This is a genomic window from Arthrobacter sp. ATA002 (assembly GCF_026898095.1).
Taxonomy (GTDB): domain Bacteria; phylum Actinomycetota; class Actinomycetes; order Actinomycetales; family Micrococcaceae; genus Arthrobacter_B.
This window is the reverse complement of sequence record NZ_CP114015.1, coordinates 996,503-1,010,226: the sequence shown is the minus strand read 5'-3', so window position 1 is coordinate 1,010,226 and position 13,724 is coordinate 996,503. Positions and strand designations below refer to the sequence as shown.

Genomic DNA, 13,724 nt, shown 5'->3' with positions numbered 1-13,724 from the left:
CCGGGCAGGAAACAGGCCCGGTCAGTGGTCAAAGAATACCAGCGAGGAATTGATCAGCTCGGCAATTACTTCCGTATCGTTGGCCCGGCGGAGCGACTCCCGGAAGGCCGGACGGAACAGGGACCGCGCCAGGGTGGCCAGGACCTCCAGATGCTCCGAGAACGCTCCGGCGGGCGTGGCAATGAGAAGAATCACTGTGGCCGGACCGTCGGAGGCGCCAAAATCGATGCTGTGTCCATAGCGTGTGACGCCCACTGCGATCGAGGTTTGGGCAACGTACTCGCTGCGGGCATGGGGCATCCCGATTCCGCCGGGCAGGCCGGTGGCCATCTGGTGTTCCCGGGCGTTGACCTGCTCCAGAAATGCCTCAAGGTTGCTGAGCCGTCCGTGCCGGTACATCCGCTCCGCGAGCTGGGCAGCGGCATCGGTGCGGTCAGCGGCTTCCATCTCGAGAATGACCATGCCGGGCTCCGTCAGCACGGCGCCCTTCTCATTCAGCGAGAGTTCTGGTGCCACGTCAGCCAAGGGGCGCAATGTCGTGCGCCTTCAGCCGGGCCGCGTCCGCCGAGACGTCGTCGGGCTGTTCCTGGCTGAGGCGCTCGGCCTCCACCCGCGCCAGGTAGTGGGCGACTTCCTTTTCCACCCGGTCCAGATCCCAGTTCAGGATGGGTGCCATCAATTCCGCCGCCGCCGGAGCCGCGGACACCCCGCGGTCCCAGGATTCAATGGAGATGCGCGTGCGCCGGGCCAGCACGTCCTCCACGTGGCGGGCGCCTTCGGCGGTGGTTGCGTAAACGACTTCGGCGCGCAGGTAGTCGTCCGCTCCGGGCAGCGGCTCCCCCAGCGCCGGATTGGCGCGGATCAGCTCCAGCACCTCGCCGGCCAGTGAACCGTAGCGGTTCAGCAGGTGCTCGACCCGGGCAACATGCACCCCGTACTCTTCGGCGGTGCGGTGCCGGCGGTTCCAGTCGGCCTTATAGCCCACGGCGCCCAGCAGCGGGATGGTGGAAGTGCAGCTTTCCGGTACCTTTTCGTCCAGGGCCCGGGCCGCTTCGTCCACTGCATCCTTGGCCATCACGCGGTAGGTGGTCCATTTGCCGCCGGCAACGACCACCAGTCCCGGCACCGGGTGGGCCACCACGTGTTCGCGGGACAGCTTGGCCGTGGAGTCGTTTTCCCCGGCGAGGAGCGGCCGCAGGCCGGCATAGACGCCTTCAACGTCTTCCCGGGTCAATGGTGTCTTCAGCACCAGGTTTACGTGCTCCAGGATGTAGTCGATGTCGGCGGAGGTGGCCGCCGGATGCGCCTTGTCCAGGTTCCAGTCGGTGTCCGTGGTGCCGATGATCCAGTGCCTGCCCCACGGGATGACGAACAGCACCGACTTTTCGGTCCGCAGGATCATACCCACGGTGGACTGGATCCTGTCCTTCGGGACCACCAGGTGCACGCCCTTGGAGGCCCGGACCTTCAGCTGGCCGCGGTCGGTGACCATGGCCTGGGTTTCATCGGTCCAGACACCGGTGGCGTTGACCACCTGGCTGGCGGCGATGTCGAATTCGTTGCCGGTTTCGGAGTCACGCACCCGGGCGCCCACCACCCGCTCCCCCTCGCGGAGGAAGTCCACCACTGACACCCGGTTGGCCACGGCCGCGCCGTAGTGGGCGGCCGTGCGGGCCATGGTGGCCACGTACCTGGCGTCGTCCACCTGCGCGTCGTAATAGCGGATGGAGCCGATCATGGCGTCATCCTTGAGGCTGGGCGCGGCCCGCAGGGTGGCCTTCCGGCTCAGGTGCTTGTGCATGGGAACGCCGCGGGAATTACCGGAGGTCAGCCCCATGGTGTCATAGAGCATGATTCCGGCGCCCACGTAGGGACGTTCGTAAAAGCGGTGCGTCAGCGGGTACAGGAACGGAACGGGCTTCACCAGATGCGGTGCGATGCGCTGGATCAGCAGGCCGCGTTCCTTGAGCGCTTCGGCCACGAGGGCGAAGTCCAGCATTTCCAGGTAACGCAGCCCGCCGTGGATGAGTTTCGAGGACCGCGAGGATGTGCCCGAGGCCCAGTCCCGGGCCTCCACCATGCCCACCTTCAGTCCGCGGGTGACGGCGTCGAGCGCAGCACCGGCCCCCACCACACCGCCGCCTACGATCAGGATGTCCAGCTCTTCGCCCGGTTCGGCCGTGGAACGCAAAGCGGCCAGGGCATCCTCCCGGTATTGCGGACTGAGTGCGTCTTTGCTCATCGTCGACATTCCTCTCTGCGATCCTGCCGGTGCTGCGGTCCCTGCAGCCGCTCCCTGTAACTCTAGGGAACTACATGGTGGATAGGTAGGGCGATACCAGCACCTCGATGCGCTGGAACGCCTTCACGTCCGAGTATCCCGTGGTGGCCATCGCACGGCGCAGGGCACCCATCAGGTTAGAGGTTCCGTTGGTGTGGTGCGAGGGGCCCCAGAGGACCTCCTGCAGCGGTCCCACGGTATCCAGCCGGACCCGGTCGCCGCGGGGAAGTTCACTGTGGTGGGCTTCCTGGCCCCAGTGCCAGCCCTGGCCCGGGGATTCCTCGGCACGGGCCAGCGCGGACCCGAGCATCACGGCATCGGCTCCCATCGCAATCGCCTTGATGATGTCGCCGCTGGTGCCCATGCCGCCGTCGGCAATGACGTGGACGTACCGGCCACCGGATTCATCCATGTAGTCGCGGCGGGCCTCGGCAATGTCGGCGATGGCGGTGGCCATCGGAGCGTGGATACCCAGCGCACGCCGCGTGGTGGTGGTCGCTCCCCGCCGAAGCCCACCAGGACGCCTGCCGCGCCGGTGCGCATCAGGTGCAGCGCCGGGGTGTAGCCGGCGGCGCCGCCGACGATGACGGGAACGTCCAGTTCATAAATGAACTGCTTCAGGTTCAGCGGCTCGACCGTCTTGGAGACGTGCTCGGCCGAGACCGTGGTGCCGCGGATAACGAAAATGTCGACCCCGGCGGCGAGCACTGTTTTATAGAACTCCTGCGTGCGCTGGGGGGTGAGCGAGCCGGCGACGGTTACACCGGCTTCACGGACCTCGGCCAGGCGCGAGGTGATCAGTTCCGCCTGGATCGGAGCCTGATAGATTTCCTGCAGCCGGCGGGTGGCCGCCGGGTTGAAGTTATCTTCGCTGAGGACGGCGATTTCATCCAGCAGCGGCTGCGGATCCTCGTAGCGCGTCCACAGCCCTTCCAGGTCCAGTACGCCGAGGCCGCCCAGGCGGCCCATGGCGATAGCGGTGGCAGGAGACATCACCGAGTCCATCGGAGCGGCCATCACCGGCATTTCGAACTGGTAGGCGTCTATCTGCCAGTTGATCGAAACGTCCTGCGGGTCCCGGGTACGCCGGGACGGCACGATCGCCACATCATCGAGGGAGTAGGCTCTGCGCCCACGCTTGCCACGGCCAATTTCAATCTCGTTACTCACTCCCTAGGTTATCCCAGCCACGTGCCCGCGGCAGCAGCAGCAGCCCCGGTCTTCCGCGCGGCTGGACGGAAGACTGCGGCTGCTGCTGCTTTTGCTGCTGATTAGCGGCGGGTACCGTAATTCGGTGCCTCGGCCGTCATCATGATGTCGTGCGGATGGGATTCCTTCAGCCCGGCCGGAGTGATCCGGACAAACTTTCCCTTGGCTTTCAGCTCGGCGATGGTGCGGGCGCCGGTGTAGAACATGGTCTGCCGCAGCCCGCCCACGAGCTGGTGGGCGACGGCGGACAGCGGACCGCGGTAGGGCACCTGTCCCTCGATGCCTTCCGGAATCAGCTTTTCGTCGGAGGGAACGTCGGCCTGGAAGTAGCGGTCCTTGGAATAGGACGTGTTCTTGCCGCGGCTCTGCATTGCGCCAAGAGATCCCATGCCGCGGTAGGACTTGAACTGTTTGCCGTTCACGAAGACCAGGTCCCCGGGGCTTTCGGCGGAACCCGCCAGCAGGCTGCCGAGCATCACAGTGTCGGCGCCGGCCACGATGGCCTTGCCGATGTCGCCGGAGTACTGCAGTCCGCCGTCGGCGATCAGCGGCACACCGGCCGGTATCGCAGCCTTGGCGGCCTCATAGATAGCGGTCACCTGGGGCACTCCGACGCCTGCCACTACGCGCGTGGTGCAGATGGAGCCGGGACCCACACCCACCTTGATCGCGTCAGCGCCGGCGTCGATCAGGGCCTGGGCACCTTCACGGGTGGCGGCCTGGCCGCCGATATCCACGTGCGCGGCGGCCGGGTCATTTTTCAGGCGGGCGATCATGTCCAGCACCCCGGCGCTGTGGCCGTTGGCGGTGTCCACGACCAGGATGTCGACGCCGGCCTCGACCAGGGTCATGGCGCGCTCGTAGCCGTCGCCAAAGAAACCGATGGCGGCACCGACGCGCAGCCGGCCCTCGTCGTCCTTCGTAGCCAGGGGGTACTGCTCTGCCTTGTCGAAGTCCTTGACCGTGATCAGGCCCTGCAGGCGGCCGTCCGCGTCAACCAGGGGAAGCTTCTCGATGCGGTGCCTGCCCAGCAGCTCAACGGTTTCTTCGGCACTGATGCCCACCCGGCCGGTAATCAGCGGCATGCGGGTCATCACTTCATTGACCTTGCGGCGGGGGTAGTCGGCCCGTGGGATGAATCGGGTGTCGCGGTTGGTGACAATGCCCAGCAGTTTGTTGTCCGCATCCACCACCGGCAGGCCGGAGACGCGGAAGTGGGCGCACAGGTCATCGAGTTCCTGCAGGGTGGCGTCCGGGGAAATGGTCACCGGGTTGGTGATCATGCCGGATTCGCTGCGCTTGACCCGGTCCACGTGCTCGGCCTGGTCGGGAATCGAGAGGTTGCGGTGAATGACGCCCAGGCCGCCCTGACGGGCCATGGCGATCGCCATGCGGGACTCGGTGACCGTGTCCATGGCTGCGGAGAGCAGCGGCGTGTGAACGGTGATCCGTTTGGACAGGCGGGAAGACGTATCCGCCTCGGAGGGAATGACGTCCGTGGGGCCGGGCAGCAGCAGGACGTCGTCGTACGTCAGGCCAAAGAAGCCGAACGGGTCATGCTCTGGGGACTGCTGGCTCAAAACTGCGCCTCTTTCGCGGGGGACCGGAGGGATGAAGGAAAAGCCGGGACAGGACCGGCGGACTTCCTTACATTCTAAAACGAAAGCCTCCCGGGCCCTATTCCGAAACCCGGCGGGTGGTACCGGTCACAACATCGGAAAAGCCCCGGTGCGCCGGCGGAAATCCGCTGGCGCACCGGGGCTTGAGCCGTACTTAGTGCTGGTGACCGTGGTCTTCCTCGTCGTCGGCCGGCTTCTCAACCACAAGAGCTTCAGTGGTGAGGACCAGCGCGGCGATCGACGCAGCGTTGCGCAGAGCAGAACGCGTGACCTTGACGGGATCGATGATGCCCGCCTCGATCAGGTTTTCGTACTCGCCGGTTGCGGCGTTGAAGCCGTTGTTAACCTCGAGGTCGGTGACCTTGGCGACGACAACCATGCCTTCGGCACCGGCGTTCTCAGCGATCCAGCGCAGCGGCTGCGCCAGGGCGCGGCGGACCAGGCCCACGGCAGTGGCGGCGTCGCCTTCAAGCTTGAGAACCTCGGGATCGGTATCCAGAGCCTTGGCAGCGTGGACCAGGGCGGAACCGCCGCCGGCCACGATGCCCTCTTCCAGGGCCGCGCGCGTTGAGGACACTGCGTCTTCGATGCGGTGCTTCTTTTCCTTGAGCTCCACCTCGGTGGCGGCGCCAACCTTGATGACACCGATGCCGCCGGAGAGCTTGGCCAGGCGTTCCTGCAGCTTCTCGCGGTCCCAGTCGGAGTCCGTGCGTTCGATCTCTGCACGGATCTGGGCCACACGGTCTGCAACGTCGGCCTCGGAGCCCGAACCGTCAACAATGGTGGTGCTGTCCTTGGTGACCGTGATGCGGCGGGCGGAGCCCAGCACCTCAAGGCCCACCTGGTCCAGCTTCAGGCCCAGGTCCGGAGAGACAACCTGCGCACCCGTGAGGGTGGCGATGTCCTGCATCATGGCCTTGCGGCGGTCGCCGAACCCGGGAGCCTTGACGGCAACCACGTTCAGGGTGCCGCGGATCTTGTTGACCACCAGGGTGGAGAGCGCTTCGCCTTCGATGTCTTCGGCGATGATGAACAGCGGCTTGGAAGCCTGCAGCGCCTTTTCCAGCAGCGGCAGGAACTCGGCAACGGAGGAGATCTTGCCGGAGTTGATCAGGATCAGTGCGTCTTCGAGGACGGCTTCCTGGCGTTCCGGGTCGGTCACGAAGTACGGGGACAGGTAGCCCTTGTCGAACTGCATGCCCTCGGTGATGACCAGTTCGGTCTGCGTGGAGGAGGATTCCTCGATGGTGATGACGCCGTCCTTGCCGACGGTGTCGAAGGCCTTGGCCAGCAGTTCGCCGATCTCCATGCTCTGCGCGGAGATGGCAGCGACATGCGCAACCTGGTTGCCCTCAACTTCCTTGGCGTTTTCCAGCAGCCGTGCAGCCACTGCCTCCACGGCAGTTTCCATGCCGCGCTTGAGCTGACCCGGAGCTGCGCCGGCAGCAACGTTGCGCAGGCCTTCCTTAACCAGCGCCTGCGCCAGGACCGTTGCCGTGGTGGTGCCGTCGCCGGCAACATCGTTGGTCTTGGTGGCGACTTCCTTGGCCAGCTGTGCGCCAAGGTTTTCGTACGGGTCGTCCAGCTCAACCTCACGGGCGATCGTCACGCCGTCGTTCGTGATGGTGGGAGCGCCCCAGGTCTTGGCGAGCACTACGTTGCGGCCGCGCGGGCCGAGCGTCACCTTGACGGCGTTGGCCAGCTTGTCGACGCCGGCCTCCAGCGAGCGGCGGGCGGAGTCGTTGAACTCCAATTGCTTTGCCATGTGTGTGTCCTTTCCGACAGCTACATCTGCACCTGCATCAGAAAACCCCGGCCAGATTGGCCGGGGTCTTCCTTTTTCAACTACTTAACGACGATGGCCAGTACGTCGCGGGCGGACAGCACCAGGTACTCCTGGCCGCCGTGCTTGACTTCGGTTCCGCCGTACTTGGAGTAGATGACAACGTCACCCTCGGACACGTCCACGGGAACGCGGTTGCCGTTGTCGTCAACGCGGCCGGGGCCTACTGCGACAACTTCGCCCTCCTGGGGCTTTTCCTTGGCGGTGTCCGGGATAACGAGGCCGGAAGCAGTGGTCTGCTCGGCTTCCAGCGGGCGGACAACAATACGATCCTCAAGGGCTTAATCGAGACCGACACTCGGGCTCTCCTTTGCGTAGTTACTAACGGATGTGGACCGTCGGTGGGCGCTGGCCGTCGTCGCGGTGCCGGTTGGCGCTTCCCTCAGGAATTAGCACCCTCACTGGGAGAGTGCTAGCTCCGACTTTATGCAACGGTTAGCACTCGGTCAAGGCGAGTGCCAATATTGCCCGTCCCGGAGCCCGGAGGGAGTCCTTCATCGTGCGTAACCCTGGCTACAAACTTGCCTTAGGCTTACCTAACCGATAGTTTTCAGAAGCGTTCAATTAGCAAACATTTCTGTGACCTATTGGTTTTTCTGCGTCCGAATGGCGGATTATCCGCCGGACCGGATCCAAGCAACTGGAGCTCCCCATAGTGAAAAATATCGTGAAGTCCCGTTTCGCCGCCGGCACCGCCCTGGCTTCCCTTCTCGCGCTGAGCGCATGCGGCACAGAGACGTCCGCCTCTGCCGATTCAGCACCCGACCAGACCAACATCACGGTGGAGCACGCCCAGGGCAGCACCGAGGTTCCGGTTAACCCCGAAACGGTTTACACCTTTGACCTTGGCGCCCTCGACACCATGGATGCCCTCGACATCGACGTCGACGGCGTTCCTGCGGCCAACTTCCCGGAGAGCCTGTCCCAGTACGGCGGCGATGACTACGCGAAAATCGGCTCCATGAAGGAACCCGACTTCGAAGCCATCAGCGAGGGCGCCCCGGACCTGATCATCATTTCCGGCCGCGTTGCCGCCTCCTACGAGGAACTGAGCAAGATTGCCCCCACCATCGACCTCAGTGTTGATGCCGCGGATTCCATGGATTCCTTCAAGGAAGTGACCGGCACCCTGGGCCGCATCTTCGACAAGGAAGAGGCCGTCGAAGATAAGCTTGCCGCCATCGACAAGCGGATCGAAGAGACCAAGACCGCTGCCGCCGACGCCGGCACCGGGCTGATCGTCATGACCAGCGGCGGCGAGATGACCGCGTATGGTGCCGGCTCCCGCTTCGGCATCATCCACGACGTCCTCGGAGTGTCACCGGTCGCCGACATCAAGGCTGACGGCAAGCACGGCGAATCCATCACCGCCGAGTACATCGCTGACAAGAACCCCGACAATCTGTTCGTGATCGACCGCGACACCGCCGTCGGCGAGAGCGGCGAGGCGGCCCTGACGGTCATGGACAACGAACTGGTCAACGGCACCAATGCGGCTCAGAACGACCGCGTCACCGCCCTTGACGCCTCCAGCTGGTACCTCGTGGGCTACGGCCTGAGCAACGTGGACAGCATGGTGACCGAAGTCCAGAACGGCATCTCCTAACCACCCCTCACCGCCCTGGGTTCCGGCACGTGCGCCGGAACCCAGGGCGAGACCGATTTCCTCTATGAGCACCACCGCTGCCCGTGCACCGGGCCACGCTTCCCCGCCCGGAGCGCCCCCGCCGCCCTCCGCCGCTGCCGCTTCTGCCCGGCGGCGGCGGTTTCCGCGTACCGGGATCAGCCTTGCCCTGGGTGCCGCGCTGGTCCTCGCGCTGGCCGCGGCGAGCATGTTCATCGGCGTCAGCGACGTTTCGCTGCCCCTGCTGCTGGCCGGAGACCCCGCGGCATGGCAGGTCTTCTGGGTCAGCCGGGTGCCCCGCACCCTGAGCATCATCCTCGCCGGCATGGCCGTCAGCGTGGCCGGCCTGATCATGCAGTTGATGGCGCGCAACAAGTTCGTGGAGCCGGGCACCATCGGCACCGTGGAGTCGGCGTCGCTGGGCATCCTGGTGATCACCGTCCTGCTTCCGGGGGCGTCCATGATGATGAAAATGTCCACGGCCACCGTCTTCGCGGCTGCCGGAACCGCCCTGTTCCTGCTGATCCTGCGCCGCCTGCCGCTGCGGAACACGCTGCTCGTTCCCCTGGTGGGAATTATGCTCGGCGGCGTCATATCCGCCGTCACCACTTTCTTCGCCTACCGCACGGACCTCCTGCAGACCCTGAACAGCTGGATGGTCGGTGATTTCTCCGGCGTACTGCGGGGCCGGTACGAGCTCCTGTGGATCGTCGGCATCCTCACCGTTATCGGCTATCTGGCCGCCGACCGCTTCACGGTGGCGGGCATGGGCTCCGACTTCACCACCAACCTGGGCCTGAACTACAACCGCGTCATGACCCTGGGCCTGATCATTGTCTCGCTGATCAGCGCGGTAGTTGTCGTCAGCGTGGGGTCCATTCCCTTCCTGGGCCTCATCGTGCCGAACCTGGTGTCCCTGATGATTGGAGACAACGTCCGGCGGGCCGTTCCCTGGGTCGCCGTCTTCGGCGCCGGCTTCGTTCTGGCCTGCGACATCATCGGCCGCACCATCCGTTATCCGTACGAAATTCCGGTGGGCGTCATCGTCTCCGCCATCGGAAGCGTCCTGTTCCTGTATCTGCTCCTGCGAAAGCGTGCTGCCCGTGCCTGAATCCGGCCTCGCTAAGACCGGCCCCGCTTCCTCCGGCCCCGCCCAGGGGCTCGAAGCGCCAGCCAATCCGCTGCCCAAAGCGCTCGTGTCCCACCGCCGGCATCCGGTCCGTTCCCTGCCGCCGAAATTCTGGATCATCACGCTGGGCATCGTGGCCACCGCCCTTGTCGCCGTCTTCATGACCATTGAGCTGCGGGGCAACATCGGCTACATCCTCCCCCGCCGCGCCATCAAGGTCACGTCGATGATCCTGGTGGCTTACGCCGTCGGCGTCTCCACCGTGCTGTTCCAGACCGTAACCGGCAACCGCATCCTCACCCCGTCAATTATGGGTTTTGACGCCCTCTACGTGCTGCTGCAGACGGCACTGGTCTTCGCGATCGGCGGGCAGGCCGTCCTCACGATGTCCGAACCGGTGCTGTTCATCACCGAACTCGTGCTTATGGTGGGCTTCTCGTTCCTCCTCTACCGCTGGCTGTTTACCGGCGGCGGCAAGTCCCTTCACCTGATGCTGCTGGTGGGAATCGTTTTCGGCACCATGTTCCGGGGATTCTCGTCCCTGCTCCAGCGCCTGATCGATCCCAGCGAGTTCATCATCCTGCAGGACCTCTTTTTGCCTCGTTCAACAACGTGGACGGCGCACTGCTCGGCTACTCCGCCGCCGCCGTCGCCGCCGTCAGCGTCCTGGCCTGGCGGATGCGCCGTTCCTTCGATGTCCTGGCCCTGGGCCGGGACACGGCTGTCAACCTGGGCGTTGACCACCGCAGGGCGGTGACGGCCACCCTGATCATCTGCTCCGTCCTGGTTGCCGTATCCACGGCGCTTGTGGGACCCGTGACGTTCTTCGGCCTGCTGGTCGCCTCGCTGGCCTACCAGCTGTGCTCGCATTTCCGGCACACCGCAGTGCTGCCCATTGCCGTCCTGCTCGGCATTATTGCCCTGGTGGGCGGCCAGCTGGTCCTGGAACGAATCTTCGCGTTCGACACCGCGCTGAGCATCGTCATCGAATTCGTCGGCGGCATCGTCTTCCTTATCCTGCTGCTGAGAGGCAACGTCAAATGATCTCCATAACCGGCGTATCCAAGTCCTACACCAACCAGCTCGTCGTCGACGGCGTCAGCGCCGACATCAAAGAGGGCGGCATCACCTCGATCATTGGGCCCAACGGCGCTGGCAAGTCCACCCTGCTTTCCATCATTTCGCGGCTGCTGCGCATGGACGCCGGCAGCGTCAGCTTGGACGGGCTGGACGTCCACGCCACTCCCGGCAAGGAGCTGGCCCGCAAAATGGCCATCCTCCGCCAGGACAACCAGCTAACGGTGCGCCTTACCGTCCGCGACCTGGTCGGTTTTGGGCGCTATCCGCACAACGGCGGCCGCCCAACTATCGAGGACAAGGCGCACATCAACGAGGCCATGGCCTATCTGGACCTGACGGCACTGGCGGACCGCTTCGTGGACGAGCTGTCGGGCGGGCAGCGCCAGCGCGCCTTCATCGCGATGGTCCTGGCGCAGGGCACCGATTACCTGCTGCTGGACGAGCCGCTGAACAACCTGGACATGAAGCACTCGGTGGAGATGATGCGGCTGCTGCGCCGGCTCACCGATGATTTCGGCAAGACGGTGGTGCTGGTCATCCACGACATCAACTTTGCCTCCTGCTACTCGGACGACATCATTGCCATGCGCGACGGGCGGCTGATCCATCAGGGCCCCCCGGCGAAGATCATGCAGCCCGAAGTGCTCCGCGACATCTACGACATCGACATCCGCATCGAAGAGATCGACGGCAACCGGATCGGCGTCTACTTCGCCTAGCCTAATTGAGAGGCCCGCCCCGGCACATTTCCGTGGCGGGGCAGACCTTTGATTCATCGGTGCAAAAAGCGTTAGGGAGCCGGAGGCATTCCGTAACCGGTGCCCTGGGGCGTCTGCTGGTGCATTTGCTGCTGCAAATTAATTTGGGCCTGCTGGTTGAGCAGGCTTTGCGTCTGCATACCCATGGACTCCTCGTGACGGACCCGTGCATGGTCGGCAAAAAGCCGCGCATTGATCTCATCGCGCATGCTTTCCAGCTTCGACTTTTCCAGAATCGAGACGCGGATTGTGCTTGATCCGCCGCCGTGGTTTTTGATTTGCAGTGCGGCGCTCATCGCGTTGAGGATCATCGAGATTGCCAAAAGAAGCAATATGTAGCCGAAGAAGTTGTCGAGCAGGTTCAGCCCAATGATCAGGAAAATGAGGCCGAAGAGAGCACGTGCGAAGGAGAACTTGACCTCTACGCCCACACTGGCGGTCCCGCTCAGAGGGTAGGCCTCGTCCTTGTATCCCAGCGGAATTACACCGAAGAGCGTGTTCGGGCTTTTCGCCACCACTCTCATATTGGTGACGGCAATCTCCGTTTTCAACCAAAACAGAATTACTGACGGACTAAACTTGGAGCTGCTGACTCCCGTTTCTCCGGGTGCGAAGACAATACCACTCATTACGTTCCAACCTCTCTAACAGCTGGGAGGGCAGGGCCTATCGCGCCAAAGCCCCCCAGCTTCGGATAATTCAAGGATTTTTCAGGGCTGCCGTCAGCACGAGAGGCGCTGGCAGGAACATAGCGGACGTCATACTTCATAGCTTTATTGAGAAGAATCAGGTGACTACGACGTCACCGGCTGCGCAAAAAGCAATTGAGAAATAATGTCTACGACAGAACCAGTCGAGGGTAACCATACACCATAATTGCGGGTGATCTGTGGGTAGTTTTGACACCCGCACAACACCATTTAATAGTCAGTTGCCTGACCATTTTTCCGGGCGGGACCAGGAAGTGCGGACGGGCAGGCGGGCCCGGGAGAAACACCGGACCGTTACAGGACCGCCGCAGCTGCCAGCCGGGCGACTGCCTCCGCCAGGACCTCCGGTGAGCAGGCGAAGTTAAGCCGGGCGAAGCCGGTGCCCTGCCTGCCGAACCGCTGCCCCGGTTCCAGCGCCACCCTGGCGCGCTCCATCGCCACCGCTGCAGGGTCTGCCCAGCCGAGGCCGCGAAAATCCAGCCAGGCCAGATACCCGGCCGACGGCGGACGGTAGATGACTCCGGGCAGCTCCGCCGCAAGCAGTTCCCCCAGCAGGCTGCGGTTCGCTGCCAGCGCTTCAAGGACGTCCCCGAGCCAGGGCCCGCCGTCGTTGTAGGCGGCCGCAGTTCCGTGCAGGCCCAGGATGGAGGTGCGGGCCGGCACTTCCGCCGGCATGGAATCCAGCTGCAGCCGCATGCGGTCGCTTTGCGCCACCATCAGGGCACATTTGGTGCCGGCAATGTTCCAGGCCTTGCTGGCGGCAGTGACGCAGATGCCGAATTCCCGGGCATTTTCGGACACGGAAAGGTACGGCGTAAAGGCACCTGCCTCATAGGTCAGCGGGGCGTGGATCTCATCACTGATCACGGCTACGCCGTATTTCACGGAGAGGTCCGCCACCGCCCGCAGGGACTCAGCCGAGTGGACCAGTCCCAGCGGGTTGTGCGGACTGCACAGCAGCAGGGCTTCGGCGCCGCGGGCGAAGGCGCGTTCAAGCTGGGGCAGGTCCAGTTTCCAGCCCGTGCCGGTGAGCAGCAGCGGCACTTCCACCACCGAGGCGTCGGCCTCGGGCGGAAGTTCGAAGAAGGGCGGATACACCGGCGGGGTGATCACCACACTGCCGTCCACGGGAACGGCCTGGCGCAGGCATTCAACAATGGCGACGCTGACGTCCGTGGTGGTCCGCACGTCCCCCGCGGCTACATCCCAGCCCCAGGCCCGGCCGGCATACCCGGAAAACGCGGCTGCCACCGGCTCCGGACCGGCGATGTATCCGGTGTCCGAGGCAAGCACCCTGCCGATGATGGCCTGCTGCACCGGTTCGGCCAGCGGATAGTCCATTTCCGCCACGAACAACGGCAGGACATCAGCCGGGTAGGTCTGCCATTTGTAGCTGGTGCGCGCACGCAGCGCGGACAGCGGCTCGGCCGCGATCTTCGTCATGCCGCCCAACCTACAGCTAACGTGCCCG

The 13,724-nt window shown here is 64.3% G+C and carries 10 protein-coding genes and 3 pseudogenes; 5 read left to right on the top strand and 8 right to left on the bottom strand.

The genetic code is table 11. The features are described 5' to 3' along the window. Positions 1–21: 21 nt before the first annotated feature. The 6 genes and pseudogenes from OL239_RS05145 to groES form a co-directional block, all read right to left on the bottom strand. Entirely contained in the window at positions 22–462 is a 441-nt protein-coding gene (locus OL239_RS05145; RefSeq protein ID WP_268911669.1) for a PTS sugar transporter subunit IIA, read from the bottom strand. Between the two features lie 55 nt (positions 463–517). Next, the gene (locus OL239_RS05140; protein WP_442864221.1) at positions 518–2,242 is read right to left on the bottom strand and encodes a glycerol-3-phosphate dehydrogenase/oxidase; all 1,725 of its coding nucleotides are present in this window, start codon (positions 2,240–2,242) and stop codon (positions 518–520) included. 70 nt (positions 2,243–2,312) lie between these two features. Beyond that, positions 2,313–3,451 (bottom strand): annotated as a pseudogene (locus tag OL239_RS05135) (GuaB3 family IMP dehydrogenase-related protein). 101 nt (positions 3,452–3,552) lie between these two features. Next, a complete protein-coding gene (gene guaB, locus OL239_RS05130) occupies positions 3,553–5,070 on the bottom strand; it encodes an IMP dehydrogenase (protein ID WP_268910987.1) in 1,518 nt (505 codons plus the stop codon). Positions 5,071–5,263: 193 nt separating this feature from the next. After that, positions 5,264–6,874 carry a chaperonin GroEL gene (gene groL, locus OL239_RS05125; RefSeq protein ID WP_268910986.1) on the bottom strand — a complete coding sequence of 537 codons (1,611 nt, stop codon included), beginning with the start codon at positions 6,872–6,874 and terminating at the stop codon, positions 5,264–5,266. An 80-nt stretch (positions 6,875–6,954) separates the two neighbouring features. Then, positions 6,955–7,250 (bottom strand): annotated as a pseudogene (groES, locus tag OL239_RS05120) (co-chaperone GroES). Between the two features lie 357 nt (positions 7,251–7,607). On the opposite strand from groES, the gene OL239_RS05115 reads away from it, so the two are divergent. The 5 genes and pseudogenes from OL239_RS05115 (at position 7,608) to OL239_RS05100 (ending at position 11,504) form a co-directional block, all read left to right on the top strand. Next, complete coding sequence (locus tag OL239_RS05115; protein WP_268910985.1) at positions 7,608–8,558, top strand: siderophore ABC transporter substrate-binding protein; 951 nt, start codon at positions 7,608–7,610, stop codon at positions 8,556–8,558. Positions 8,559–8,622: 64 nt separating this feature from the next. Continuing rightward, positions 8,623–9,687: an ABC transporter permease gene (locus tag OL239_RS05110; RefSeq protein WP_268910984.1), complete on the top strand. Its 1,065-nt coding sequence runs from the start codon at positions 8,623–8,625 to the stop codon at positions 9,685–9,687. 178 nt (positions 9,688–9,865) lie between these two features. Further along, positions 9,866–10,213 (top strand): annotated as a pseudogene (locus OL239_RS19355) (iron chelate uptake ABC transporter family permease subunit); the annotation flags it as partial. A 104-nt stretch (positions 10,214–10,317) separates the two neighbouring features. Then, positions 10,318–10,749 carry an iron chelate uptake ABC transporter family permease subunit gene (locus OL239_RS19350; RefSeq protein ID WP_329609350.1) on the top strand — a complete coding sequence of 144 codons (432 nt, stop codon included), beginning with the start codon at positions 10,318–10,320 and terminating at the stop codon, positions 10,747–10,749. Beyond that, positions 10,746–11,504: an iron ABC transporter ATP-binding protein gene (locus OL239_RS05100; protein WP_268910983.1), complete on the top strand. Its 759-nt coding sequence runs from the start codon at positions 10,746–10,748 to the stop codon at positions 11,502–11,504. Before OL239_RS19350 ends, OL239_RS05100 begins: the two co-directional genes overlap by 4 nt. 71 nt (positions 11,505–11,575) lie before the next feature. Here OL239_RS05100 and OL239_RS05095 read toward each other — a convergent pair whose 3' ends face one another. Together OL239_RS05095 and OL239_RS05090 are read right to left on the bottom strand one after the other, a co-directional pair. Continuing rightward, positions 11,576–12,172 carry a hypothetical protein gene (locus OL239_RS05095; protein ID WP_268910982.1) on the bottom strand — a complete coding sequence of 199 codons (597 nt, stop codon included), beginning with the start codon at positions 12,170–12,172 and terminating at the stop codon, positions 11,576–11,578. Between the two features lie 375 nt (positions 12,173–12,547). Then, positions 12,548–13,696, bottom strand: coding sequence for a MalY/PatB family protein (locus OL239_RS05090; protein WP_268910981.1), 1,149 nt, complete (start codon positions 13,694–13,696; stop codon positions 12,548–12,550). Positions 13,697–13,724: the final 28 nt, after the last annotated feature.

Excerpts from the sequence above, each read along its gene's own strand:
- OL239_RS05145 (WP_268911669.1), bottom strand. The coding sequence starts at position 462 with ATGGTCATTCTCGAGATGGAAGCCGCTGACCGCACCGATGCCGCTGCC.
- OL239_RS05140 (WP_442864221.1), bottom strand. The coding sequence starts at position 2,242 with ATGAGCAAAGACGCACTCAGTCCGCAATACCGGGAGGATGCCCTGGCC.
- groL (WP_268910986.1), bottom strand. The coding sequence starts at position 6,874 with ATGGCAAAGCAATTGGAGTTCAACGACTCCGCCCGCCGCTCGCTGGAG.
- OL239_RS05110 (WP_268910984.1), top strand. The coding sequence starts at position 8,623 with ATGAGCACCACCGCTGCCCGTGCACCGGGCCACGCTTCCCCGCCCGGA.
- OL239_RS05100 (WP_268910983.1), top strand. The coding sequence starts at position 10,746 with ATGATCTCCATAACCGGCGTATCCAAGTCCTACACCAACCAGCTCGTC.
- OL239_RS05095 (WP_268910982.1), bottom strand. The coding sequence starts at position 12,172 with ATGAGTGGTATTGTCTTCGCACCCGGAGAAACGGGAGTCAGCAGCTCC.
- OL239_RS05090 (WP_268910981.1), bottom strand. The coding sequence starts at position 13,696 with ATGACGAAGATCGCGGCCGAGCCGCTGTCCGCGCTGCGTGCGCGCACC.